Origin of the sequence: Streptomyces sp. NPDC001843 (assembly GCF_042891955.1) — a bacterium.
GTDB lineage: Bacteria > Actinomycetota > Actinomycetes > Streptomycetales > Streptomycetaceae > Streptomyces.
Genome location: NZ_JBIATQ010000011.1, coordinates 151,847 through 176,435 on the forward strand (window position 1 = coordinate 151,847; position 24,589 = coordinate 176,435).

The 24,589-nt window shown below is 70.4% G+C and carries 17 protein-coding genes; 5 read left to right on the forward strand and 12 right to left on the reverse strand.

Annotated elements, in window-relative coordinates; all coding sequences use genetic code 11:
* Positions 1-50: 50 nt before the first annotated feature.
* Genes ACFYZQ_RS26900 through ACFYZQ_RS26910 form a run of 3 tightly spaced genes read right to left on the reverse strand, consistent with a single transcriptional unit; the run spans position 51 to position 3,768 of the window.
* Positions 51-1,106, reverse strand: coding sequence for an ABC transporter permease (locus ACFYZQ_RS26900; RefSeq protein ID WP_389152663.1), 1,056 nt, complete (start codon positions 1,104-1,106; stop codon positions 51-53).
* Entirely contained in the window at positions 1,087-2,661 is a 1,575-nt protein-coding gene (locus tag ACFYZQ_RS26905) for a sugar ABC transporter ATP-binding protein (RefSeq protein ID WP_389152666.1), read from the reverse strand. Before ACFYZQ_RS26905 ends, ACFYZQ_RS26900 begins: the two co-directional genes overlap by 20 nt.
* Before the next feature lie 45 nt (positions 2,662-2,706).
* The gene (locus tag ACFYZQ_RS26910) at positions 2,707-3,768 is read right to left on the reverse strand and encodes a sugar ABC transporter substrate-binding protein (RefSeq protein ID WP_389152669.1); all 1,062 of its coding nucleotides are present in this window, start codon (positions 3,766-3,768) and stop codon (positions 2,707-2,709) included.
* A 422-nt stretch (positions 3,769-4,190) separates the two neighbouring features.
* On the opposite strand from ACFYZQ_RS26910, the gene ACFYZQ_RS26915 reads away from it, so the two are divergent.
* The gene (locus ACFYZQ_RS26915; RefSeq protein WP_389152671.1) at positions 4,191-6,431 is read left to right on the forward strand and encodes an alpha-L-fucosidase; all 2,241 of its coding nucleotides are present in this window, start codon (positions 4,191-4,193) and stop codon (positions 6,429-6,431) included.
* Between the two features lie 145 nt (positions 6,432-6,576).
* On the opposite strand, the gene ACFYZQ_RS26920 is transcribed toward ACFYZQ_RS26915, so the two are convergent.
* Entirely contained in the window at positions 6,577-7,818 is a 1,242-nt protein-coding gene (locus tag ACFYZQ_RS26920; protein WP_389152673.1) for an NUDIX domain-containing protein, read from the reverse strand.
* Positions 7,819-8,018: 200 nt separating this feature from the next.
* Between ACFYZQ_RS26920 and ACFYZQ_RS26925 the strand changes: the two genes are divergently transcribed.
* A complete protein-coding gene (locus ACFYZQ_RS26925; protein WP_389152675.1) occupies positions 8,019-8,981 on the forward strand; it encodes an SDR family NAD(P)-dependent oxidoreductase in 963 nt (320 codons plus the stop codon).
* Between the two features lie 185 nt (positions 8,982-9,166).
* Here the strand turns inward: ACFYZQ_RS26925 and ACFYZQ_RS26930 are convergent, their stop codons facing one another.
* Positions 9,167-11,020: a SpoIIE family protein phosphatase gene (locus ACFYZQ_RS26930; protein ID WP_389152678.1), complete on the reverse strand. Its 1,854-nt coding sequence runs from the start codon at positions 11,018-11,020 to the stop codon at positions 9,167-9,169.
* Positions 11,021-11,281: 261 nt separating this feature from the next.
* Here ACFYZQ_RS26930 and ACFYZQ_RS26935 point away from each other — a divergent pair, with 261 nt between their 5' ends.
* From ACFYZQ_RS26935 to ACFYZQ_RS26945, 3 genes are all read left to right on the forward strand, one after another.
* Positions 11,282-15,454 (forward strand): HAMP domain-containing protein, encoded by a 4,173-nt coding sequence (locus ACFYZQ_RS26935; RefSeq protein WP_389153086.1) that lies wholly within the window; start codon positions 11,282-11,284, stop codon positions 15,452-15,454.
* Entirely contained in the window at positions 15,451-16,050 is a 600-nt protein-coding gene (locus ACFYZQ_RS26940; RefSeq protein ID WP_389152681.1) for a two-component system response regulator, read from the forward strand. The genes ACFYZQ_RS26935 and ACFYZQ_RS26940 overlap by 4 nt, the downstream gene beginning before the upstream one ends.
* A gap of 135 nt (positions 16,051-16,185) precedes the next feature.
* Entirely contained in the window at positions 16,186-16,872 is a 687-nt protein-coding gene (locus ACFYZQ_RS26945) for a phosphatase PAP2 family protein (RefSeq protein ID WP_389152684.1), read from the forward strand.
* A 15-nt stretch (positions 16,873-16,887) separates the two neighbouring features.
* On the opposite strand, the gene ACFYZQ_RS26950 is transcribed toward ACFYZQ_RS26945, so the two are convergent.
* Genes ACFYZQ_RS26950 through ACFYZQ_RS26980 form a run of 7 tightly spaced genes read right to left on the reverse strand, consistent with a single transcriptional unit; the run spans position 16,888 to position 24,589 of the window.
* A complete protein-coding gene (locus ACFYZQ_RS26950; protein WP_389152687.1) occupies positions 16,888-18,231 on the reverse strand; it encodes a glutamate-1-semialdehyde 2,1-aminomutase in 1,344 nt (447 codons plus the stop codon).
* Between the two features lie 15 nt (positions 18,232-18,246).
* Positions 18,247-18,798 carry a dTDP-4-dehydrorhamnose 3,5-epimerase gene (gene rfbC / locus ACFYZQ_RS26955; protein WP_389152690.1) on the reverse strand — a complete coding sequence of 184 codons (552 nt, stop codon included), beginning with the start codon at positions 18,796-18,798 and terminating at the stop codon, positions 18,247-18,249.
* A complete protein-coding gene (locus ACFYZQ_RS26960; RefSeq protein ID WP_389152693.1) occupies positions 18,795-20,033 on the reverse strand; it encodes a polysaccharide pyruvyl transferase family protein in 1,239 nt (412 codons plus the stop codon). Before ACFYZQ_RS26960 ends, rfbC begins: the two co-directional genes overlap by 4 nt.
* Positions 20,030-20,977, reverse strand: a complete 948-nt coding sequence (locus tag ACFYZQ_RS26965) for a glycosyltransferase family 2 protein (protein ID WP_389152696.1) — start codon at positions 20,975-20,977, stop codon at positions 20,030-20,032. Before ACFYZQ_RS26965 ends, ACFYZQ_RS26960 begins: the two co-directional genes overlap by 4 nt.
* Entirely contained in the window at positions 20,974-22,281 is a 1,308-nt protein-coding gene (locus ACFYZQ_RS26970) for a hypothetical protein (RefSeq protein WP_389152699.1), read from the reverse strand. Before ACFYZQ_RS26970 ends, ACFYZQ_RS26965 begins: the two co-directional genes overlap by 4 nt.
* Positions 22,278-23,531 (reverse strand): DUF4910 domain-containing protein, encoded by a 1,254-nt coding sequence (locus tag ACFYZQ_RS26975; RefSeq protein WP_389153089.1) that lies wholly within the window; start codon positions 23,529-23,531, stop codon positions 22,278-22,280. Before ACFYZQ_RS26975 ends, ACFYZQ_RS26970 begins: the two co-directional genes overlap by 4 nt.
* A gap of 32 nt (positions 23,532-23,563) precedes the next feature.
* Positions 23,564-24,589, reverse strand: a complete 1,026-nt coding sequence (locus ACFYZQ_RS26980; RefSeq protein ID WP_389152702.1) for an NAD-dependent epimerase/dehydratase family protein — start codon at positions 24,587-24,589, stop codon at positions 23,564-23,566.

The following is a 24,589-nucleotide window of genomic DNA, read 5'->3' on the forward strand; positions in this document are numbered from 1 at the left end:
CCTGTGGGAGCAGGGGGTACACGGCCCTGCGACGAGAGGGGGCGGCGGGATCAGTCCTGTACCTTGCCGCCCGTGATGCGCGAGATGGTCAGCGCGACCAGGATGATCAGGCCGTTGAGGGCGCCGATCCACTGGGCGGGGACACCGGCCAGGGTCAGCACGTTCTGGATCATGAAGAGCAGCAGGATGCCGCTGAAGGCCCCGAACACGGTGCCCTTGCCGCCGTTGAGGCTGATCCCCCCGATGACGGCGGCGGCGAACACGGTGAAGATGTAGCCGTTGCCCTGCGCGGACGCGACCGAGGCCAGACGCCCGGAGAGCAGCAGCCCGGCGAGGGCGGCGAGCGTGCTGCCGGTGACGATGACGATCCACAGCACCCGGTCGGTGCGGATGCCGGCCGCCTTCGCTGCGTCGACGTTGCCGCCGATGGCGTACAGCGAGCGGCCGAAGCCGGTCCAGCCGAGGACGACGACGGCGACGGCGAACAGCAGCAGGCAGATCCAGATGGAGGCGGGCATCCCGAACCATTCGGCGGTGCCCAGGTAGAGCATCGACTCCGGCAGCTGGAAGAAGGTCTGACCGCCGGAGATGCCGGTGAGGATGCCGCGCAGCACGATCAGCATGCCGAGGGTGACGATGAAACCGTTGAGGCCGAAGCGGATGATCAGCAGGGCGTTGATCACGCCGACCAGCACGCCCACGGCCAGCGTGACGGGGACCGCCCAGGCGCCGGAGAGCAGTCCGAGCCCGTGGCCCGCGCCGGCCGGCACCACGAGCCAGGCCGCGGCGCCGGGCGCGAGGCCCATGGTGGATTCCAGCGACAGGTCCATCTTCTTGACGATCAGGATCATCGTCTGGGCGAGGACCAGCAGGGCCATCTCGGACATGGTCTGCAGTACGTTGATGAGATTGTCGGCCTGCAGGAACACCGGGTTGACGATCTGGCCGACGACGGCGATGACCACGATCGCGGGGACGAGCGCGAGGTCGCGCAGTCGCGCCACCGGTATCCGGCCGCCGAACAGCCCACGCCGCCCGGCACCGCGGCCGGTGGTCCGCGGCGCGGGCGCGTCCTTGAGGACGCTTTCAGGCTTCGCTTCGAGCATGCAGGTCCACTCCCTCCATCGCGGCGACCAGATCGTGGTCGTGCCAGCCGCGGGCGATCTCCGAGGTCACACGGCCCTGGAACATCACCAGGACCCGGTCGCACATGCGCAGGTCGTCGAGTTCGTCGGAGGCGATGAGCACTCCGGTGCCGTTGCGCGCGGTCTCCTCCACCTTGTCGAGGAGGAACTCCTTGGACCGCACGTCCACACCCGCGGTCGGACTGATCAGGACCAGCAGCCGGGGATCGTCGGCGAGGGCGCGGGCCATGACGACCTTCTGCTGGTTGCCTCCGGACAGCGCGGAGACGGGCAGCTCGGGTCCGGGAGTCTTGATCGCCAGGTGCTCGATCATGCCCTCGGCGAGCCGGTCCCTGCGGCCGCGGCTCAGGAAACCACCTCGCCCGAGCCGCTTCGGCACGGACAGGGTGGCGTTGTCCGCGATCGACATGCCGGGCACGAGCCCCTGGTGGTGCCGGTCCTGCGGGACGAACCCGGCACCGGCCGCGAGCGCCGCCGGCACACTGCCGGGCCGTGGCCGCCGGCCGGCGATCTCCACCTCTCCGGCCCGGGCCGCGCGCAGACCCACGACGGTCTCGGCGACCTCCGTACGACCGCTGCCGGCCGCCCCCGCGAGGCCCACGATCTCGCCGGCGCCCACCTGAAAGGTGACGTCGCCGTAGGTCTCGCCGGTCAGCCCCCGCACACTCAGCGCTGCCGTGGCGCCGGCGTCGGCGGTGCTCTCCCGCTCCTCGTGCCGGTCCGCCGCCGCCTCGCCGGTCATGGCGGCGACGAGCTCGGCGCGGGGGAGTTCCGCGACCGGCGCGGTCAGGATGTGGCGGGCGTCCCGGAACACCGTCACCATGTCGCAGATCTCGTAGACCTCCTGCAGGTGGTGGCTGATGAACAGGAAGGTCACGCCATGCTGTTGCAGGTCGCGGATCCGGTCGAAGAGCCGGTTGATCGCCGCGCCGTCGAGCTGGGCGGTCGGTTCGTCGAGGACGATGAAGCGGGCGCCGAAGGACAGGGCGCGGGCGATCTCGACGAACTGCCGCTGTTCGACGTCGAGTTCGCCGGCCGGGGTCTGCGGATCCACGTCCACCTGCCAGGCCGACAGCAGGTCCTGCGCCCGGCGGCGCACGCCCTGCCAGCTGATCAGCCTGCCCCGTCCGTGGCCGTACCGGTTGAGGAAGAGGTTCTCGGCCACGGTCAGGGTCGGGATGATGGTCGACTTCTGGTAGACACAGGCCACGCGCTGCCGCCAGGCGTCGCGGTCGCCCAGCCGGGGAGCCGGGGTGCCGCCGAAGGCGACCGTTCCCTCGTCGGGAGCCTGGAGTCCGGTGAGGACGGACACCAGGGTCGACTTGCCGGCTCCGTTGCGGCCGACGAGCGCGTGCGTCTCGCCGGTCCGGATGGTGATCCGGGCGCCGTTCAGGGCGACCGTCGGACCGAATCGTTTGACAATGCCCGTCGCCTCGACGACGGGTGGATCGGCCGGGACCCGCCCGCTGTCCGCCGGGGCGGGCGCGGGGCCGGCTGCCCGCTCCCCGTCGCTCATCTCAACCGCCTTGTGTTCGTGAGCCGTCGCATGGGTTCGGGACCGTCAGCCGAGGTTGTTGCCCCAGAGGGACTTGTCGTCGCTCTTGAGGCTGGGAATGCCGCCGTAGGTACCGCCGTCGGCGGTGACGAGCGGGGCGGAGAGCTGGTCCTCCAGCAGGCCCTCGCGGACCTGGACTATGGTGCTGTCGTGGTCGGTCCTGCCGGGCTTGAACGTCTTCCCGTCGATCGCGGCCTTCACGTAGTACAGGGCGTACTTGGCGTAGAGGTCGGCCGGCTGGGAGACGGTGGCGTCGATCTTGCCCGCGGCGATGGACTTCAGTTCCTCGGGGATGCCGTCGTTGGAGACGACGAACACGTGCTTCTTGTCCTTCGGGCCGACCAACAGCCCTTTCTGCTTGAGTACTTGCAGGGTGCCGGACAGGGCGAAGCTGGACTCCATGTAGACGCCCCTGATGTCCGGGTGGGCGGTCAGATCGGTCTGCAGTTTCTGTGCGGCCACCGCGCCGTCCCAGTTGGTGGCCTCGCCGAACACCTTGATGCCGGGGTAGTTCGCCTTCACGCACTCGTTGAACGCCTCGGTGCGGTCACGGCCGTTGATGGAGTCGAGCCCGCCCTCCAGCATCACGACCTGGCCCTTGCCCCCGAGCTTGGTGCCCAGGTACTTGCACGCCTTCTCGCCGTACGCGCGGTTGTCGGCCCGGACCACCATGAAGACCTTGCCGGTGTCCGGGCGGGTGTCGACGGTGACGACCGGGATCTTCTTCGCGTCCAGCTGTGCCAGGGTCGGCGCGATGGCCGCGGTGTCCTGCGGGGCCATCGCGATGCCCTTGACGCCCTGGCTGATGAACGTCTGCGCGTTGGCGGTGAGCTTGGCGACGTCGTTCTGCGAGTTGGTGGTCTTGAGGGAGAGGCCAAGCTGCGCCCCGTACTTCGGCGTGTACTTGATGTACGAGTTCCAGAAGTCGGTGTCGGAGCGCGGGTAGTCCACGCCGACCAGCGGCCGGTCGCTCGACGTGGCGGCGGCGCCGGAGCCGCCGCATGCGCTGAGCAGCGTCAGTGCGGACAGTGCGGAAGCGGTGGAACAGAGCACGGTTCTGAGTCTCATCGATACTTCCTCGCGCTGGTCCCGGAGCGGGAGACGATTCGGCTGAGCGGTGTCTGTGCGTCACTCTCTCGGAGAGATGGGATGTATGTATAGGCCTGCGGTCGATGGTTGTCCAGGCTTCCGGGCGTAATTCTGCGACGTTGCAGTTCACTGTGGTCAGCTGGTCGTGCCTAGAGGGCCAGCGAAGCGAATCCATCCCATCAATATCAGCTTCACTGCCGGTGTGATCCAGTCACCTCGCATCGCCCAGACATGCCATGTCTGAGTGGGGAAAAATTTGGATGAACATCATGAAACCAAGCAGAACGCCTCGTCCGGTCATGCCTTTCATCCCTGCACGCCCGTTGACATTCGACGGACACATGACCGACCTTCATGCGTAACAGCTGACGCCCCAGTCCCCTCCCCCACAGGGATGTTCCATGTCGAGTTCGTCGAGTCCGATCAACAGGCGCCAGTTCCTGGCCGGTGCCACGTCCGTGGCGGCGGTGGCCGTCGCCGGAGGCGTGTTCGGCGCGGGCGTCGCCCAGGCCGCGCCCAGCACCTACACCCCTGACTGGCATTCGGTCGACCAGCACCCGCCGGCCCCGGAGTGGTTCCAGGACGCCAAGTTCGGCATCTACTTCCACTGGGGCGCCTTCAGCGTTCCCGCCTACGACAGCGAGTGGTACCCGCGCAACATGTACGCGAGCGGGAGCAACGCCAACAAGCACCATGTCGCGACCTACGGCGACCCGTCGGTGTGGCCGTTCCACAACTTCATCGACGGGGCGCGGGACCTCGCGGGCAACACCGTGAAGTTCGCGCCGAAGCTGAAGTCGGCGGGCGGGAACTTCGACCCCGACGAGTGGGCCCAGCTGTTCGTCGACGCCGGCGCCAGGTTCGCCGGGCCCGTCGCCGAGCACCACGACGGCTTCTCCATGTGGAACAGCCAGGTCAACGAGTGGAACTCGGTGGACAAGGGGCCGGGGCTGAACCTGCTCCAGCTCTTCACCACGGCCATCCGCGCCAAGGGCCTCAAGCTGTTGGTGGCCATGCACCACGCGTACAACTTCAACGGTTACTACGAGTACGCCCCCGCCCAGACCGACAGCAGCCTCAGGAAGCTCTACGGCCAGCTGAGTTCGGCGGAGGAGAACCAGCTCTGGTACGACAAGCTCAAGGAGGTCATCGACCTCGCCCGGCCCGACATCCTCTGGCAGGACTTCAAGCTCGACGCCGTCGACGAGACGCAGCGCCTGAGATTCCTCTCCTACTACTACAACCAGGCGAACGACTGGGGCCGCGAGGTCGTCGCCACGTACAAGGACGGGCTCGACGCGAAGGGGGAGGTCTTCGACTACGAGCGCGGTGGCCCCGCCGACATCACCGCCCCGTACTGGCTCACCGACGACAGCATCTCCAGCAGCAGTTGGTGCTACACCCAGGGCATCGGGTACTACAGCACGCAGCAGATGCTGCACGCGTTCCTCGACCGGGTCAGCAAGAACGGCAACATGCTGCTGAACATCGCGCCGATGGCCGACGGCACGATTCCGCAGGCGCAGAAGGACGTCCTGCTGGGCATAGGCGACCACCTGAAGCGCTTCGGGGAGTCGGTGTACTCGACGCGTGCGTGGACGGCGTACGGCGAGGGGCCGACGAAGATGGGCGGCGGCTCGTTCACCAAACCCACGGCCGGCACCGCCCAGGACATCCGCTTCACCCGCAACAAGGCGGGCAACGTCCTGTACGCCACCGTCCTCGGCTGGCCCGGCGGCTCGCTGACGATCAGGACCCTCAGCTCCGACCGGATCGACCTCTCGTCGCTGACCTCGGTGAAGCTCCTCGACTCGACCGCCGGCAACTACATCGGCCTGGCGACGCCGAGGCAGGACTCGACCGGCCTGACGGTGACCCTGCCGTCCTCGGCCCCGTACAGCGCGGGCGCCTACGTCCTGAAGCTCGCCTTCTCCGGTTCGATCCCCGGCCTGCGGCCGCTCGCCGGCGCGGTCGCCTTCAAGGACGTCGACTACTCCGGCACCGCCGCAGTGCTCGCCGTAGGCGATTACACCGCGGACCAGCTGACCTCGGCCGGGCTGGGCGCCCGCACCCTCTCCTCCCTCCGGCTGGCCCCCGGCTACCGGCTCATCGGCTACTCGGGCGGCAACTTCACCGGCACCTCCTGGACCTTCACCGCCGACAGCCCCGACCTCCGGGTCACCGGCAACAACGACAAGATCACCTCGCTGAAGGTCCAGTTCGACCCGTCGACGTACTTCCGGATCACCAACGTCACCGACGGCCTGGCCCTGGACAGCGGGGGCGACGTCGCCTCCGGATCCAACCTCAAGCAGTGGACCTGGGACGGCAGCCCCAACCTGCAGTGGCAGGCGGTCGAGGTCACCGGCGGCTACTACAAGCTGGTCAACCGCGCCAACGGCATGGTCGCCGACGGCTGGGGCGCCACGTCCGACGGCTCAGCGGTGCGGCAGGCGGCCTGGAACGGCGGCAGCGACCAGCAGTGGACCATCACCCACCGCGGGGACGGCCGCTATTCCATCGCCAACCGCACCACCGGCCTGGTCCTCGACGGAGGCGGCGACGTGGCCTCGGGATCCGTCGCAAAGCAGTGGACGTACGACAGCAGCACCAACCTCCTGTGGACTTTCACCAGCCTCTGACCCAGCGGGCCGTGGCCTCAGGGGCGGAGGGCGTAGCAGCGCAGAACGTCCGGATCCGCGGCCGAGGTACTCCGACAGGAGCGTGGTCTCGGCGGGGCCGACCTGCCGGTACCGGCAGCCGCCCGCCCACAGCGGTTCCCAGTGGTCAGGAGTGGCGGTGACGGCCGTCATGCGGCTCCTTCGCGAGCGGGTCGGGCATCGGGGTCGTCGCGCACGCCGTGCGGCCGGCGTAGGGACTGAAGTGCGCCGGGGTGTGGTCGATGGGCAGGTCGGGGCGCCAGGCGGTGAGGATCTGCGCGCTGCACACGAACAGGCCGTCAGGGAGCTGGTCCAGCGGGTACCAGGCCCAGTCGCCGACACTCTCGTCGGGCTGCGTGGCCGGCCGGCCTTCCCAAGCCGTCACCAGGGCGCCGACGGTGACGCGTACGACGTCTCCGACGTGGTCGACGAGCGTGCCCAGGAGCGTGACGTCGTCGGTCCGTGCGATCAGACCGGTTTCCTCGGCGAGTTCACGGGTGACGGTTTCCTCCAGGGATTCCCCGGCCTCCACCGTTCCGCCCGGCAGTTCGAGGGTGCCACGACGGTGGCGGCCCAGGAGCACGGCCTGGCCGCTGAGGAGGATGGCGCCGACGCCGATCGCCGCGTGCGGGACGGGCGGCCGCGCGGTGCGGGGGCGGCTCGATACGCGTGGGGGTTGGCCGGGGAGGCGGCGGGCCCGGATGAGCTGCTGCACCACGGGGTTCGTCTCGTCACCGGAACGCAGGAGGTCGACGGCCTCGACGCGGAAGCCGTACTCGGTGAGCAGGTCCTCCCACAGCTGCGGTGCCAGGACCCACATGCGGGTGGGCAGGGGCGGGTCGTCCCGGAGCCTGATCATTTCCTCGCGTGGAGCGAGCGCCGTGGACGGGCCGCGGCCGTGCAGATCCGTGTGGAGGAGGGAGAGGACCAGAGGCGCACCGGGCCGCAGACCATCGCGCAGCACGGGCAGACAGCGGTGCGGGTCGGTGAAGGCCAGGCTGTTGATGGCGTACGCGGCATCGTAGGGTTCGGCGTCGCGGAGGTGGTCGACCACATCGCCCTGCACGAACCGCACGCCCGGAGTGCCCGCGTGCGTGCTGGTCGCGCGTCGGGCTTGCGTGGGGGACCGTTCGACCGCGGTGACCAGCGCACCGTGCGTGCGGGCCAGGTGCACGGCGTGGTGGCCGGCGCCGGAGCCGATGTCCAGGACGCGCTTGCCGGTGATGTCACCGAGGATCTCCGCACCCGGGCCGACCCCCGGCCAGGGAGTCCACTCCAATCGCTCGGGAACGGGCGGAACGTACGCGCGCGCCAACTGGCGTCGGCCGTACGTGAGCCATGCTTCGGCGTTGAGGTCTTCTGCGGCCACGAGGTACTCCCTGATGGCAGAGGGATGCGGGCTGACGCAGCCAGGTTATGGCCGCGTCCCGGGGCGCCGGGCCGGGCTGGTCGTTCGCCGCCGTCCGCGCGACGGGCTGGTCGTACGGTTGGTCCGTGAGGCTCAACGACCCGGTCGGCTCAGGGGTTTTCCTTGACTTCGAGTGCACTCCAACCCATAGCGTTCCGGGCATGAGTACTGCACAGCACAAGATCGGGTCCGGGTTCGGCGCAACCAGCACTGCCGACGACGTTCTGCGAGGCATCGACCTGACGGGGAAGCTCGCCCTTGTCACCGGCGGTTACTCGGGGATCGGCCTGGAGACCACCCGGTCGCTCGTCGCGGCCGGCGCCCACGTGGTCGTACCCGCCCGCCGCCCGGACACGGCCGAACAGGCACTGACCGGTATCTCCGGAGTCGAACTGGACGAGCTGGACCTCGGCGACCTGGAGAGCGTGCGCGGCTTCGCCGAGCGGTTCCTCGCCTCCGGACGGAACATCGACATCGTGATCGACAGCGCCGGGATCATGGCCTGCCCGGAGACCAGGGTGGGGCCCGGCTGGGAGGCCCAGTTCGCCACCAACCACCTTGGTCACTTCGCCCTCGTCAACCGCCTGTGGCCCGCGATCGCGCCCGGCGGCGCCCGGGTCGTCTCCGTCTCCTCTCGCGGCCACCACTTCTCCGGGATCCGCTGGGACGACATCCACTGGCGGCAGGGCTACGACAAGTGGGAGGCCTACGGTCAGGCCAAGACCGCCAACGTCCTGTTCGCCGTCCAGCTCGACAAGCTCGGCCGCGATGCCGGTGTCCGGGCCTTCGCCCTGCATCCCGGAGGCATCATCACCCCGCTCCAACGGCATCTGCCCAAGGAGGAGATGATCGAGCGCGGCTGGATCGACGAGGACGGCAACGTGCTCAACCCCGAGGGCTTCAAGACCCCGCAGCAGGGTGCGGCCACCCAGGTGTGGGCGGCGACCTCGCCGCAACTCGACGGGATGGGCGGCGTCTACCTGGAGGACTGCGACGTCGCCGAGCCCGCGGTGGAGGGCGACGAACGCGCTGGTGTCAAGGAGTGGGCCATCGACCCGGAGCAGGCCGCTCGGCTGTGGGAGCTGTCGGCGGAACTGACGGGCGTCAACGCGTTCGCCGGATAGAACCGACGAGTGGCCCCGTCAGCGCACCCGCAGAACGTCGGGCGCGGTGAGCGCCAAGAGCGGCGGGCCGTACGGCGAGGACGCGGGCGCGTCACCAGGGTGCGCTGCACCGTCGACTCGGGAGCCCGAACGGTTGTAAGAGGTCCCCGCGGCCTCGGGGCACGCAGTGCACCTGCCCGCCGGTGTCAGCCGCTGCGGCCGCCCGGGAGAGCCGTCGCCATCCGTCCCGCGCTCCGCGGGGCGGGCAACGCCTCCAGCACCAGTACGGCCAGGTCGTCCTTGAGCGGCTCGGTGCTGAAGTCGTGGACGGTTCGCCGGACGCATTCCGCGACGGCCTTCGCGCCGAGCCCCACGCATTTGCGCAGCACCTTCGCCAGGCCGTCGTCGTCATCCAACTGCCGTGTGCCTCTGCGGCGTTCGGTCACACCGTCGGTCACGCACAGCAGCGTCTCACCCGGCGCCAGGGTGAAGGAGTCGGCGCGGAACTCCGCGTGCTCCTCGATGCCGAGCAGCATCTGCGGGTCCGCGGCAGGCGTCACGGAACCGTCCGTCGTCAGCCTGAGCGGCGGCGGGTGGCCCGCGCTGGCCACCGTGCACCGTGCGCCGCCGGCCACCGAGTCGGGCTCCAACTCGCCGTACAGCAGGCTCAGGAAGCGGGAGCCCTCCCGCTCGCCGCGGAGCGTCATGGCCTCGGCGGCCTCCTCCGCCAGGGCGAGGTTCAGCCGGGTGAGGAGGGACGCGACGCCGTGACCCTCACGTGCCAACAGCCTTACCAGGTGTCGTGCCAGACCGGTGACGGACATCGCCTCCACGTCATGGCCGCTCACGTCGCCGAGCAGGAAGCACCACCGGCTGTCCGCTGCCGGGAACAGGTCGTAGAAGTCCCCGCCCACGGTCTGGTCCTCGCCCCAGGGCTCGTAGACGATCGCCGTGTCGATGCCCGGGACGGCCGCGAGGGACGTGGGGAGCTGGCTGCGCTGCAGCGTCCGGCTGATGCTCACCTGCCGTGCGTAGTGGCGGGCGGTGACCACTGACTGGGCCATGCGCCGGGCCACGTTCTCCGCGAGCCGTACCACGGCGTCGGTCAGTTGGGACAGTCCCGCCTGGCCGATCAGAAGGGTGCCGTGGCATCGGCCTCCCGCGACGAGCGAGAACGCCAGTGCCGAGCCGCCCGCGTTCTCGGCGCCTCCGGACTGGGGCCAGGGCCATGGGACACCTGCCGTGCTCAGTCCGGCGACAGGACGGTCCTTCTGCAGTGCCAGGCGGAGTGTGCGGATCCGCCGCTCGTCCACGTGCCAGACATGGGAGAGCCGCATCTCGGCATTGTCCGTGGTCAGCCATACGCCGCACCAGTCGGCGAGCCTCGGGACCAGGAGCTGTCCGGCGAGCGCTGCGACCATGTCCTCGTCCAACTGCCCGGCGAGGAGCTCGCCGGCCTCGGTGAGGAACGACTGCCCTTCGCGCTCCGCCCACAGGGCGCTGCGGCCCGGACGGTTGCGCGGCGGCGGGACCGCCGGGGTGGGGGAGACCGCGACGCCCTGCCCGGCGGTTGCGAGCGGGTTCGTCACCGCGCACTCCAGGCGGAACCACGTGACCGTCCCGGTGCGCCGGTAGGTGACACCCCAGGACTCGGCCAGGTTGTGCAGCAGTTGTCTGCTGGGGCCGCGCACGTGGATCGGTTCGCCCTCCTCGCCATCGGGGAAGCCATGGGTCCCGTGCTCCAGCACCTCGACCTCGATTTCCACGCCCCCGGCCCCGGTCTGCTCGGAACCGGTCGGAGAGGGAGAACGGGTCTCGATGCGGCAGGACACCTCGACCTCGAACCCGGCATGTGTGACAGCGCCGGTGACCAGTTCGCTGACGAGGAGCACGGCATCGTCGACGGACCGGTCGCTGATCGTCGGAACCTCGGGGAAGTGCGGTGCGGCTCTCTCAGTGAGCACGACACGCAGGAACTTGCGTGCCGCCGAGGCCGCGAGCTCGTCGGCGGGTACGCGTATCCGCGCCGTGGCGCCACGCGGTTCACGGGACGGCCCCATTGGCGACCCCCGGCAAGCTCGCTTCCGAACAATACGGGACGAATGTAGCCTAAATCGGAAGTAATCGTATGTTTGCTCCGGAAAAGTGTTGCTATGGAATCTGCCAACCAGCCCGATTCCGCTGCCCCCGAGGCCGAGGCCGAGGCCGAGCCTCATGAGCGGGGGGCCGCTGCAACCAGCCCCGGGTCCGTAGGCCGGCCCGGCCCCGCCGAGGACGGCGAGTGGGTGCGCGTGACCGAACTGCGTCCGCTGCTCGCGGCCATGAACTCACTCTGTGACGGCGACTTCACCGTACGCATGGGGTGTGTGTCCGAAGGGGTCCTCGCCGAGATGGCGGGCGTGTTCAACCGGATCATCACGAGGAACGCGCACCTGGCCGCGGAGCTCGAGCGGGTGCGCCGGGAGGTGGTCCGGCAGGGGCGGCTGGACGAGCGGGTCACCGCGAGTCCGGGGCCGGGAGGGTGGACGACGAGCGTGGAGGCGGCCAACACGCTGCTGGAGGCGCTGGCCGTCCCGATCATGAACGCCACGCGCGTACTGGACGCCGTCGCGGACGGTGATCTGACCCAGCACGCCGAGTTGCACGACGGCAGACGCCCGCTCCGCGGCGACCTGCGCCACTTGGGGAGCGGGGTGAACCGCATGGTGGAGCGTCTGTCGCTGTTCACCGGCGAGCTGACCCGCGTCGCCCAGGAGGTCGGAACCGAAGGCCGTCTCGGCGGGCGTGCCACGGTGGACGGTCTGGCCGGCGACTGGCGCTACGTGACCGAGGCCGTCAACACGATGGCCTCCCGGCTCACCGCGCAGGTGCGTGACATCGCGGTGGTGACCACGGCGGTCGCGCGCGGCGATCTGACCCGGCAGGTCACGGTGGAGGCGACCGGCGAGCTGCTGGAGCTGAAGCTCACCGTGAACACGATGGTCGACCAGCTGCGCGCGTTCGCGGACGAGGTCACCCGGGTCGCGCGCGAGGTGGGCACGGAGGGGCAGCTGGGCGGCCGGGCACAGGTACCGGGCGTCTCGGGGGTGTGGAAGGACCTCACCGACAACGTCAACTTCATGGCGTCGAACCTGACCTCGCAGGTGCGCAACATCGCCCAGGTCACCACGGCGGTCGCCAACGGCGATCTGAGTCAGAAGATCACGGTGGACGCCCGGGGCGAGATCCTGCAGCTCAAGAGCACCGTGAACACGATGGTCGACCAGCTGTCGGCGTTCGCCGGCGAGGTCACCCGCGTCGCCCGTGAAGTCGGAACCGAGGGCCGGCTCGGTGGCCGGGCACAGGTCCGCGGCGTCTCCGGGGTGTGGAAGGACCTCACGGAGAACGTCAACTTCATGGCGGACAACCTGACCTCGCAGGTCCGCAACATCGCCCAGGTCGCCACGGCCGTCGCCCAGGGCGACCTCGGCAAGACGATCACGGTGGAGGCGAAGGGCGAGATCCTGGAACTGAAGTCGACCATCAACACGATGGTCGACCAGCTCCTGGCGTTCGCCGACGAGGTCACCCGGGTCGCGCGCGAGGTCGGCACCGAGGGCAACCTGGGTGGACAGGCCCAGGTCCGCGGCGTCTCGGGCGTGTGGAAGGAGCTGACGGACAACGTCAACTTCATGGCGTCGAACCTGACCTCGCAGGTCCGCAACATCGCCCAGGTGACCACGTCGGTCGCCAACGGCGACCTGTCGAAGAAGATCACGGTCGATGCGCGCGGTGAGATCCTGCAGCTGAAGGAGACCGTGAACACGATGGTCCAGCAGCTGCGGGCGTTCGCCGACGAGGTCACCCGGGTCGCGCGCGAGGTCGGCACGGAGGGATCACTGGGCGGCCGGGCACAGGTCCGCGGGGTGTCCGGGGTGTGGAAGGACCTCACGGACAACGTCAACTTCATGGCGGACAACCTGACCTCGCAGGTCCGCAACATCGCCCAGGTCGCCACGGCCGTCGCCCAGGGCGACCTGTCGAAGAAGATCGACGTGGACGCGCGTGGTGAGATCCTGGAGCTCAAGACCACCATCAACACGATGGTCGACACGCTCTCCTCGTTCTCGTCCGAGGTCACCCGTGTCGCCCGGGAGGTCGGCAGCGAGGGGCAGCTGGGCGGTCAGGCCCGTGTCGAGGGCGTCTACGGGACGTGGAAGCGGCTGACCACCAACGTCAACGAGCTGGCCCTGAACCTCACCACCCAGGTCCGGGCGATCGCGGAGGTGGCCGACGCGGTCACCCAGGGCGACATGTCCCGCGCCATCACGGTCGAGGCGAAGGGCGAGGTCGCCGAGCTGAAGGACAACATCAACCTGATGGTGGCCAACCTCCGCGAGACCACCCGTGCCAAGGACTGGCTGGAGTCCAACCTCACCCGCATGGCCGGGCTCATGCAGGGCCACCGCGACCTGGTGGAGGTCGCCGATCTGATCCTGCGCGAGCTGACCCCACTGGTGAACGCGCAGTTCGGGGCGTTCTTCCTGGCCGAGACGGGAGCGCTGCCCGGCGAGGGGCTGCAGTTCATCGCCGGATACGCCACCGACCAGGCCGGCGGGGGCAGCCCGCTCCCCGGCACCGGCACCCCGGGCCGCGGTCTGATCGCCCAGGCCGCGCAGGAGAAGAAACGCATCATCGTCACGGACGTCCCGGCCGACTACATCACCATCAACTCGGGACTCGGCACGGCCGCCCCGGCCAGCATCGTCATCCTGCCCATCCTCTTCGAGGACCAGGTGCTCGGAGTGATCGAGCTGGCCTCGCTCAGCAAGTTCAACGATGTGCACCTGGCCTTCATCGACCAGTTCGTCAACACGATCGGCGTCTCGATCAACACGATCATCGCCAACTCGCGTACGGAGTCGCTGCTGTCGGAGTCCCAGCGGCTCACCTCCGAACTGCGCGAGCGGTCGGACGAACTCCAGCGCTCCAACGCCGAGCTGGAGGACAAGGCCGCCCTGCTCGCGACCGCCTCGCAGTACAAGTCGGAGTTCCTCGCGAACATGTCGCACGAGCTGCGCACACCCCTCAACTCACTGCTGATCCTGGCCCGGTTGCTCGCCGACAACCCCGACGGACACCTGGGCGAACAGGAGGTGCAGTTCGCGACCACCATCCACCGGTCGGGTTCGGACCTGCTCCAGCTGATCAGCGACATCCTCGACCTGTCGAAGATCGAGGCCGGGCGGATGGACGTCCGTCCGCGGGTGCTCCCGCTGATCAAGCTGCTCGACTACGTCCACGCGACCTTCCGGCCGCTCACCATCGACCGCGGTCTGGGTTTCGAGATCGCGGTCGACGAGGGTGTACCGGCCGAGCTCTACTCCGACGAACAGCGTCTCCAGCAGGTGCTGCGCAACCTGCTGTCCAACGCGGTGAAGTTCACCCACAGCGGCACCGTGGAGCTGCGCGTCAGCCGGGTGCCGGGGAAGGACTTCGCCGAGGAGACACTGAAGAACGCGGAAGCCGTCATCGCGTTCTCCGTGAAGGACACGGGGATCGGTATCGCACCCGAGAAGCTTCCGATGGTCTTCGACGCGTTCCAGCAGTCCGAGGGCACCACCAACCGCAAGTACGGCGGCACCGGCCTCGGCCTGTCCATCAGCCGGGAGATCGCCGGGATGCTCGGCGGCAAGATCGTCGCCGAGAGCGAGCCGGGTGTCGGCTCGCGGTTCACCCTCTACATTCCCGCGCGTCACCCTGGTGCCGTCGCCGGGCAGGGCCCGGCGACCCGGCACACCGTCGGCACCGCGCCTTCGCTGCCCGTGGAGACCCTGGCACCGGCGGCGGAAGTCGCCGGGGACGCGTCGCCCGAGCATGTGCTCGACAGTGCGAGGAGCCGCAGCGCCGACGTCCTGGCTCCGGGCGGCCTCACGGACGACCCGGCGGGCAGGGCAGGCACGGGGACCGCCGAGGACCGCGAGGAGACCTGGCCGGAGACGACCCGACTCAAGGAATGGCTCAGCGGGCGCCCCGGCCGCGCCCTGGCGGGCCGTCGCATCCTGATCGTCGACGACGACATCCGCAATGTCTTCGCCCTCACGCACGCGCTGGGCCGGGTCGGCATCACCGTGCGGTACGCGGAGAACGGCCGGGAGGGTCTCGAGGTCCTGGAGCGGTCCCCTGACGTTTCCCTGGTCCTGATGGACATCATGATGCCGGAGATGGACGGCTACGAGGCCGTTCGCATCATCCGGGACACCCCTCGTCTCGCCCACCTGCCGATCATCGCGCTCACCGCCAAGGCGATGCCCGGAGACCGGGAAAAGGCGATCGACAGCGGCGCCGACGGCTACGTGCCCAAGCCGGTGAACGTCGACCGCCTGCTGTCGGTCATCTGCGATCTGCTCGACCCGCAGAGCGACTCCCCGGCACCGGCGCACGACCGCGGCGTCGCCGATGAGCAGCCGGCCGCGCACGACTCTGCCGACGAACCGTCCGAGGACGCGCCATGAGCCCCAACCCGGTCGACACGTGCAGCATCCTCCTCGTCGACGACATCGAGGAGAACCTCATCGCGTTCGAAGCCGTACTCAGCCCGCTGCATCAGCACCTGGTCCGCGCGCGCTCGGGGGAGCAGGCGCTGAAGGCGATGCTGCGCCAGGAGTTCGCCGTCGTCCTCCTGGACGTCCGGATGCCCGGCATGGACGGCTTCGAGACCGCAGCCAACATCAAGCGCCTCGACCAGACCAAACACGTGCCCATCATTCTGGTGACCGGCACGGAGAGCGGCTCGGACTACGCCTACCGGGGATACGCGATCGGAGCCGCCGACTTCATCGCCAAGCCCATCGACCCGTGGGTGCTGCGCACCAAGGTCAACGTGTTTCTCGATCTGCACCGCAAGAACCGCCAGTTGGCGATACGCGCGGGGACGGGAGAGGCGGACCGGCTCACCGACATCACCGAGCGGCTCGAGCAGATCGAGCTGCTGCTGCGCAACAGGGCGGAACCCGACATGGCCGGGTTCGCGGAACGCATCTCGGAGGTGGAGCGCGCCGTCGAGGCCCTCCTGCCGGACGGCACCGGGAACGGAACCGGGACCGGGTAGAACTTTCCGACGGCGGTGTGTCGCGACCGCGCTGTTGGTTAGGGTGGCAGGCAGAGACGGGGTGGGGGTGCATCGCATCTGCCGGATGGTCTGCGACGGTGTGCGGCGGGCGGGGCGACCGGACGCGGTGGGCGTGTGACCGGCCGGTCGGCGCCCCCGGTGCTGCCTCCGTCGCTTCGCGGGTGGCTCGGGGCGACCGCGGTCGTCGCCGCGGTGGTGGTCGGTGTGCTCGGGGTCCTGTTCGCCGGGCACAGCGAGCCCGGCAGGGTGGACAGGTGGTTCGTCCTGCCGACGGAGGACAGTGTCCAGGGGACCTGGCGGCATGTCGCCCTGGTCCTGGACTTCCTGGGAGAGCCCGCCGGATCGACGATGCTGGTCGCGGCCATCGTGGTGTGCTGTCTGCTGCTGCGGCGTCCCCGCGCGGCGGCGCTCTTCGTCGCCGGCGCCGCCGTGGGCGTGGGGACGACGACCCTGCTGAAGCACGTGGTGGGACGTACCATCCACGGCCCCGGCAACCTGTCCTATCCGAGCGGGCACACAGCCTTCTTCACCACGCTCGCCCTCGTGGTGGCGCTGCTCGCCACCGGCCGGCCCGGCCTGGACAGGACGTTCGGCACGTCACTCGTGCTCGCCGCGGCGCTGGTCGCCGGCGCCGCCATGGGCTGGGCGGAGGTCGCCCTGGGCGCGCACTACCCGACCGACGTCCTCGGCGGCTGGTGCACCGCGCTTGCGGTGACACCGGCGACCGCGTGGCTCGTCGACCGGATGGCCGACCGGCTCGCCGAGCGGACGGACGACGCCGGTCTGCGGGAGCGTCACTGACGTCACGTCACGTCGTCACGCCAGGCGGCGGAACACGGGCTTCACCGGTCGTCCGGCCATCCAGGGGGTGGGGTCCCCGGACTCCAGTGCCTTCCGGTACACCGCACATGCCTGGGCCACCACCTCGACGGTGTGATCGATGTCCGCGTCGTCGAGCGCGCTGCTCACCACGAACGACGGGGCCAGCACCCCGCCCGCGAGGAGCCGGCGCAGGAAAAGGGTGCGGTAGGGCTGCGACGGCTGCCGGTTCTCGTCGAGGGTGGCGAAGACCAGGTTGCTGGCCCGGCCCCGGATCAGGACGTGGTCGCCGACGCCCATGTGGGCCGCGGCGTCGCGGACACCGGCGGCCAACCGCTCGCCGAGGGCGTGCAGCCGCGCGGTGACGCCCTCTTCGACATAGGTGGTGAGCACGGCCATCGCGGCTGCCAGGGAGTGCGTCTCGGCACCGTGCGTGGTGGACAGCAGGAACACTCGGTCGCCGGAGTGACGCAGCCCGCCCAGCTCCATCAGCTCGCGGCGCCCGGCCAGCGCGGCGACGGCGAACCCGTTGCCCAGCGCCTTGCCGAACGTGGAGAGGTCGGGGACGACGCCGTACAGCCCCTGGGCGCCTGCCTCGGACCAGCGGAAGCCGGTGATCATCTCGTCGAAGACCAGGACGCAGCCGTGCCGGTCGGCCAGTTCGCGCAGGCCCTCGAGGTACCCGGGCGGCGGCTCGGTGTGGGTGGCGGGTTCGAGGATCAGGCAGGCGACCTCGTCCTGGTAGCGGGTGAGCAGCTCCTCCGTGGCGGCCAGATCCCCGTAAGGGAACGCCACGGTGAGTTCATTGGCCGCCGCCGGAATGCCGGCGGACATCGGCGTGGTGCCGATGAACCAGTCGTCGACGGAGAAGAACGGATGGTCGGCGCAGATGGCCACCCGTGGGCGTCCGGTGGCGGCGCGTGCCAGGCGCACCGCGGCGGTGGTGGCGTCGGAGCCGTTCTTCGCGAACTTCACCATCTCGGCGGTCGGCACCGTGGCCAGGAAGCGTTCCGCGGCCTCGACCTCCACGATGGACGGCCGGACGAAGTTGCTGCCGCGGTCGAGTTCCCGCCGCGCCGCCTCGGTCACGCGTGGGTGGGCGTGACCGAGGCTGACCGACCGCAGGCCGGAGCCGTACTCGACGTAGCGGTTGCCGTCGATGTCCCACACGTGGGCACCGCGGCCGTGACTGATGACCGGCGCCAGGTTCTCGGGGTACTGGTCGTCGCCCTTGGCGTAGGTGTGCGCGCCCCCGGGGATCAGGGCGTGCAGCCGCTCGTTCGCCATGCGCGAGCGGGGCAGGAGGAGTTCTGCGGTGGCCGCGGTGTCTACGGTGTCCACACCGACCTCAACTTTCTAACTGTCTTCGTGCTTCAGGACCTCGGCGAGGCTCGGCGCCGCCCGGTCCCGCTGGGACATCGAGGTGACCGGCAGCGGCCAGGGAATGGCGAGCTCCGGGTCGTCGAAGGCGATCGTCACGTCCTCGGCCGGATCGTGCGGGCGGTCGATCCGGTACGACGTGTCGGCGGTTTCGGTCAGCGCCTGGAAGCCGTGGGCGCAACCCGCCGGGATGTACAGGGTCACCTGGGTCTCGCCGGACAGTTCGAAGAAGGCCCGGCCCAGGTATGTCGGCGAGTCCCGCCGCAGGTCCACGACGACGTCGAAGATCCTGCCGTACGAGCAGCGCACCAGCTTGGCCTCGCCGGCGCCGGAGCGCAGGTGCAGACCGCGCAGCACGCCCCGGACCGAGCGGGACAGGCTGTCCTGGACGAAGGCGTCCGGGTCGAGCCCCACCGAGCGGACCACGTCGGCGTCGAAAGTGCGGCAGAAGAAGCCGCGTTCGTCGGCGTACGGCGTCGGCTCGAACAGGTACGCTCCGGCGATCTCGGGGACTGCGGTCGCTTTCATGGAGCCTTCCGCGGGGCGTGGGCGTGGGCGTGGGTGTGCGCCGGGAACAGGGTCGTGGTCAAGGCGGTGAACTGCTGGGCGAGTTGACGGGCTGCGACCCGGTTTCGCTCGGTGAGGGTCTGCCGCACCTCCGCCGCGTTCTTCTCCAGGTCCCGGAACTGTTCGAGCAGCCGGTCGGCGTCGACCTCGCGTGCCGGGTGGCAGTACGCGCCGAGGCCCATCCGGTCCATGAGCGCGTCGCTCTTCGCCGCGTAGCACAGGGCGAGCACGGGCGTTCCGGTCTTCAGCGCGCAGATCAGGTTGTGGTAGCGGACGGCCACCACGGCGTCGGCGGCCGCCATCTCGTTCATCAGGTCGGCCAGTGAGGCCGGTTCGGCCGCGGTGACCAGCGGTGAGTCGACGGCGTCGAGGATCGCGGCGACCACCGACAGATCGCACTGGTCACCGGTGAGGAGCCGGACCGGTCTGCCCTCCTCGACGAGCGCGCGGACGAACGTGATCGTCCCGTCGAGGTAGCGCCGGTGAATCTCCTCGGCCCGGGCGCGGTCGTCGTTGCCTCCGTGGAAGTCCATGACGCCGAGGCAGACGGGACCCGGCGTGCCGGTGGGCGCGCTCGACCGTGGTGCCGGCAGGGAGAACGCGAGGTCGGGGTAGACCTCGTCGCGCGCGGTGTCCACACCCATCGCGCGCATCGCGTCGCGGGACTGGGCGTCGCGGTACGACCGGTACGCGGCGAGCCGTGCCGACCAGCGCACCAGGGCCCGGGTCGGACGGCTCCGGATCCCGGCGGCGCCGACGCTGACCAGCGCGACCCGGGTGCCCAGCAGCCGGCCGCTCGCGCAGAGCAGGAACAGCGCGTACGGGAAACCCCACGGCCGCAGCGGCAGCGTGGCCTCCAGGACGCCCATGCCCGGCACGATGACCACGTCGTGCCGCCGGACCCAGGCGGCGGTGCGGAAGGCATCGACGAGTTTGCCGAGTCCCTTCGACGCGACCGCGCCCGCCCGTGACGCGGTCCGGTACTCCGCGCGGTTCCAGTGCAACCGCGTCGCGGGAATGCCGAACTTGGCGGTCACCGCCTCGGGTCCGCCGCACAACGCGTCCACGACCGCATCCGGGTGCTCGGCACGGAGGTATCCGAGCACGGCCTCGAGCGACCCGTCGTTGCCGAGGTTGCCGGAACCGAGCAGACCGAACACCCCGACGCGCACCGGCGCGCTGCCCGCTGCCGTCACGCCTGCCTCCCCTCACGTCCGGCGACGAGGGCGTCGACGGAGACGGTGAGCTTCGCCGGGTCGACCGGGGCGCGGTCCTCGACCCGCTCACCGGCGCCAGGCCGGACCCGGCTGGTCATCCACGCGGCCAGGTGGCGGTAGCACTCACGCCGGTCGGCCGGGGACAACGGCGCCCGCCGGATCGCCGAGACGAAGCCCAGGACGTACTCGGCGAGCAGCCGGGGCGTCGGGTGCAGCGGGCCCGCCCGGCGCGGGTCCAGGTTGACGCACCGGGCGCGCTTGGACGGGTTCGCCCGCTCGGCGCGGGTGGGGTGGTCGCGGCGGAAGTACAGGAGTTCCGGGACCTGGTGGAACCGCCCGTGCAGGGCGATCTCGGCGACGAACGTGCGGTCCGCGTGGTGGTAGCTGTCCATCGGCTTCACCCGGCGCAGCGCGGCGGCCCGGATCACCCCGTAGAAGTCGTCGCCGCCGGGCTCGAACAGCATGCTGCGGAAGCGCGCGGGCGCGTGCGGTGAGCCGGTGTCGAGCGTGTACTCGTACGGGACCTTCACCCGGCCGTCGCCGTCGATGACCGCCTGGTCGGCGTGCGCGAGGATCACGTCCGGCCGCTCGTCCAGCGCCTCGACGCAGGCGCGCAGCAGATCGCGGGCGTAGAGGTCGTCGTGCGAGGCCCACTTGAACAGCTCGCCGCGGCACTGGGTGAACACGTAGTTGTGGTTCGGCGTGGCGCCGACGTTCCGGGGGAGCCGGAGGTACCGGATGCGCGAGTCCTGCGCGGCGTACTTGCGGCAGATGTCCTCGGTCCCGTCGGTCGAGGCGTTGTCGGAGACGACCAGCTCGAAGTCCTCGTAGGTCTGGCCGAGCAGGGCGTCGAGCGACTCGGCCAGGTACTCCTCGCCGTTGTACACGGGCAGGCCGATGCTCAGCCTGGGACGGTCGGTCATGAGGTCCTCACTTCGGGAACGGAGTTGTGGTGCCGCTCGCGCAGGGCGGACCGCAGTTGCAGCCACCACACGGCCGAGCCGCTGACGGTCGCGGCAGCGGCGCCCCAGGCCGAGCCGACCGTGCCGGCGACGGCCGCCCCGCCGAGCCCGCCGCCGACATAGCAGGCGGAGGCGAACAGCTGGCAGCGCAGGCTGCGCCGGGCCGCGCCGAGCGCGCGCAGCCCGGCCGCCGCGCCGGTGCCGAGGCCCGCGCCCGCCACGCCGAGGGTGATCGGCACGATGAGCTGCGCGGCGGAGTGCCAGACTCCGCCGAGCACGAGCTCGCCGAGCCGGTCCGGCGTCAGCAGCAGCGTCCCGCCCCAGAGCAGCGCGCCGGCGGCCTGTCCGCCGCCCAGCAGGAGGCAGAACGGGCCGAGGCGGTGCGGGGCCTGCCGCAGTACCCGTGCCGCCTCCGGGACGGTGACCAGGGACAGTCCCATCAGCACGGCGAGGAACGGGCCCATCAGGAGCTCGGCGCCCCGCACCGCGCCCACCGCGCCGACCCCGACGATCGCGCCGAGCCCGTAGGCCCGCAGCTGGCTCGCGCCGCTGAGGCTGACGTTCTCGACCAGGTACCGGTAGCCGAGGTCGCGCTGCTCGCGGAGCCACCCGCGCGCGCCGGCCGTCCGGGGCCGGATACCGGACTGGAGGCAGCCGTACGCGGCGGCCACCGCGGCGGACGCGCCCCAGGCGAGCACGAAGGCGGCCACGGTGTCCACGTGGGCCGCCAGCACCATGGCGGGCACCAGCGCCACGCACCACACGATGTCGTTGAGGAAGGCCTTCCGCCCGTTGCCCGCGGCGAAGAACGCGAACCGCCAGGCGTCCTGCAGCAGCAGCCCCGGCAGCATGACGCCCAGGCAGACGAACGCGGGCCCCAGCCGGCCGCCGAGACCCAGCCCGGCCGCCACGGACGTCACACCCATGGCGGTACCGACGCCGAGCGCGGTACCCGTCGACCGGGCCACCGCCCCCCGCCAGGACGCCTCCGGCACACCGCTGAAGCGCACCACGAGCGGGTCGGTGGACAGGCCGCGCGAGACGTTCAGCACCACGCCGTAGGTCACCCAGGCCAGGCTGAACACGCCGAACGCGGTCACCCCCAGCGAGCGGGCCACGTAGATGCCCACCGCGAAGTTGCTGATGCTGGAGGCCGCCTGGTCGGCCAGCCCCCAGGACAGCCGGCCGACGAGGGCCCGCCTGGCGGATACCGCCGGTGGCGCCACGGTCTGCGGGTTCTCCCCCTCGACGGGCATCGACGTCATGTCTTGATCAGCCCTGCCTCGTGCAGGGCGCCGGCCGCGTCGGCGACGGTGTCGAACGGCAGCCCGGACCGCTCGGCGACATCCAGCAGACTGTGCTCGCCGTCGGAGAGGTTGAGCACCCAGAGCATGGCCATCTGGGCCTGCTTGGTGTCGCTGCGCCCGCCGAGCGCGTCGTACAACCCGCGTCGGCCCAGCTGCGGTTCGCCGTAGGGGCTGAGGTTGAGGTAGCGCCGGTTGCGGTCCAGGACGGCGAACGCCTCGCGGCAGACGGCGAGGGTGTCCGCCATCGCCTCCGGGGAGACGAAGTCCAGGTTGTCCGCCGACGTGTGGTACTCGGGATAGCCCGCGTACGGGGTACGGGTGAGCGAGCCGACACCGAGGTTGAACCCGGGCGAGCAGTACTGCCGCTCGTCGTAGCCGTAGGGAGTGAACTCCGTGATGCGGTGCGGTCGTTCGGAGGCGGTCAGCACATGCCGCAGCACCCGGTCGATCTCCGCGTCGCCGCGCCTGCTCTGCTTGTACGTCAACGATCCCGGGTCGCCGGCGCAGGCCAGCACCAGCCCGTGCTTGACCCGCTCGACCCTTTCCGCGTTGCGGGCCAGCCAGGTGATCGCGCCGATGGTGCCTGGCGCGAAGACGAACCGGTAGGTGTAGTACGGCGTCCGCCGCGCCAGCTCCCGCGCCAGGAACGTCGCCACCGCCACGCCGGCCATGTTGTCGTTGGCCAGCGACGGGTGGCAGACATGGCAGGAGACGATCACCTCGTCGGCGACCTGACCCGGGACCACGTGCTCGGCGTAGGTGAGGTGGCCGTCGGCGAGCGTGGAGTCGATGCGCACCTCGTACTCGCCGTCCGGCATCGCGTCCAGGGTCTCCTGGGCCAGGCAGAACCCCCAGTCCGGCTTGTAATAGCTGGTCCGGTACGGCACCCAGGACGGTTGGTCGGGCAGGGTGTGCAGGTGCGCGCGCAGCTCGGACAGGGGCATGGTCCTCGCCACCGGCACGCTGTAGCCGAGCACATGCAGGCTGGACGCGGCGAAGTCGACGACCCGGTTGCCCGCCCGGTCGGCGATGTACGCGTCCCGGATGTTCCACTCCTGCGGCACCGTCCAGTCGAGCACCTGCGTCCCGGTCGGCACCTCGTGCACCTGCAGCGGGACGTACTCGCCGACGATGTCCAGGGTGGCGCGCACACCGTCGCCGGTGATGCTCCGGCAGAGCGGGTACAGCCGCTCCACCAGGGCGTACATCTCCTCGCCGGCACCTCTTTCCACATGCGTGGTCACCGGCGCCACCGCAGGGTGTCGTCGACGGTGCCGGCCTCGGACGCCGCGCGCAGCACGGCGAGGCGGGTGAAGCGCTGCCGGAAGTCCTCCTGGGTCAGCCCGTGCGCGCGGTAGGCGTCGGCGAGTTCGAGCGCGCCCCGCTTCACCGTCCACTCGCAGTCGAAGCCCGGGATCGCCGCGCGGAACCGGGAGAAGTCCACCCGGTACGACCGCGGGTCGGCGCCGGTCTCCCCGGTGATCACCACCTTGGAGCCGGGCACCGCCTCGGCGACCTGCTCGGCGATCTCGGCGACCGTGACGTTGTTGGTCTCGCTGCCGATGTTGAACGCCCGGTCGTGCACCGCCTCGCGCGGCGCGGTCAGCACGGCCGTGAAGGCCCGTGCGATGTCGACGGCGTGCACCAGCGGGCGCCAGGGGGTGCCGTCGGACATCACCAGCACCTCGCCGGACAGCAGCGCGTGGCCCACCAGGTTGTTCAGCACGATGTCGGCACGCAGCCGGGGCGAGTAGCCGAAGGCCGTGGCGTTGCGCATGAACACGGGGGTGAAGTCACCGTCGGCCAGTTCGTGCAGGTCGTCCTCCACCCGCACCTTGGACTCCGCGTACGGCGTCACCGGGCGCAGCGGGGCGTCCTCGCCCACCAGGTCCTCACCGCCGGCGGCGCCGTAGACCGAGCAGGTCGACGCGTACAGGAAGCGCCGCACTCCGGCCTCGCGGGCCAGCCGGGCGAGGCGCACCGACGCGTGGTGGTTGATGTCGTAGGTGAGTTCCGGCGCCAGCGATCCCAGCGGGTCGTTGGAGAGCGCGGCCAGATGGATGACGGCGTCCACCCCGGACACGTGCTCGGGTGTGACGTCACGCAGGTCCACCCGGTGTCCCGGCGGGTCGGAGGGTGCCGGGCCGAGGACACTGTCGGCGAACAGGCCGGAGTCGAGTCCGACGACCTCGTGCCCGGCGGCGGCGAGGACCGGGGCCATGACGGTTCCCAGGTATCCCTGGTGTCCGGTCAGCAGTACGCGCAA

What these genes read in the sequence shown, in the direction of transcription:
- ACFYZQ_RS26900 (WP_389152663.1), bottom strand. Translation starts at nt 1,106, where the DNA reads ATGCTCGAAGCGAAGCCTGAAAGCGTCCTCAAGGACGCGCCCGCGCCG.
- ACFYZQ_RS26905 (WP_389152666.1), bottom strand. Translation starts at nt 2,661, where the DNA reads ATGAGCGACGGGGAGCGGGCAGCCGGCCCCGCGCCCGCCCCGGCGGAC.
- ACFYZQ_RS26910 (WP_389152669.1), bottom strand. Translation starts at nt 3,768, where the DNA reads ATGAGACTCAGAACCGTGCTCTGTTCCACCGCTTCCGCACTGTCCGCA.
- ACFYZQ_RS26915 (WP_389152671.1), top strand. Translation starts at nt 4,191, where the DNA reads ATGTCGAGTTCGTCGAGTCCGATCAACAGGCGCCAGTTCCTGGCCGGT.
- ACFYZQ_RS26925 (WP_389152675.1), top strand. Translation starts at nt 8,019, where the DNA reads ATGAGTACTGCACAGCACAAGATCGGGTCCGGGTTCGGCGCAACCAGC.
- ACFYZQ_RS26930 (WP_389152678.1), bottom strand. Translation starts at nt 11,020, where the DNA reads ATGGGGCCGTCCCGTGAACCGCGTGGCGCCACGGCGCGGATACGCGTA.
- ACFYZQ_RS26935 (WP_389153086.1), top strand. Translation starts at nt 11,282, where the DNA reads ATGAACTCACTCTGTGACGGCGACTTCACCGTACGCATGGGGTGTGTG.
- ACFYZQ_RS26940 (WP_389152681.1), top strand. Translation starts at nt 15,451, where the DNA reads ATGAGCCCCAACCCGGTCGACACGTGCAGCATCCTCCTCGTCGACGAC.
- rfbC (WP_389152690.1), bottom strand. Translation starts at nt 18,798, where the DNA reads ATGAAAGCGACCGCAGTCCCCGAGATCGCCGGAGCGTACCTGTTCGAG.
- ACFYZQ_RS26965 (WP_389152696.1), bottom strand. Translation starts at nt 20,977, where the DNA reads ATGACCGACCGTCCCAGGCTGAGCATCGGCCTGCCCGTGTACAACGGC.
- ACFYZQ_RS26970 (WP_389152699.1), bottom strand. Translation starts at nt 22,281, where the DNA reads ATGACGTCGATGCCCGTCGAGGGGGAGAACCCGCAGACCGTGGCGCCA.
- ACFYZQ_RS26975 (WP_389153089.1), bottom strand. Translation starts at nt 23,531, where the DNA reads ATGTACGCCCTGGTGGAGCGGCTGTACCCGCTCTGCCGGAGCATCACC.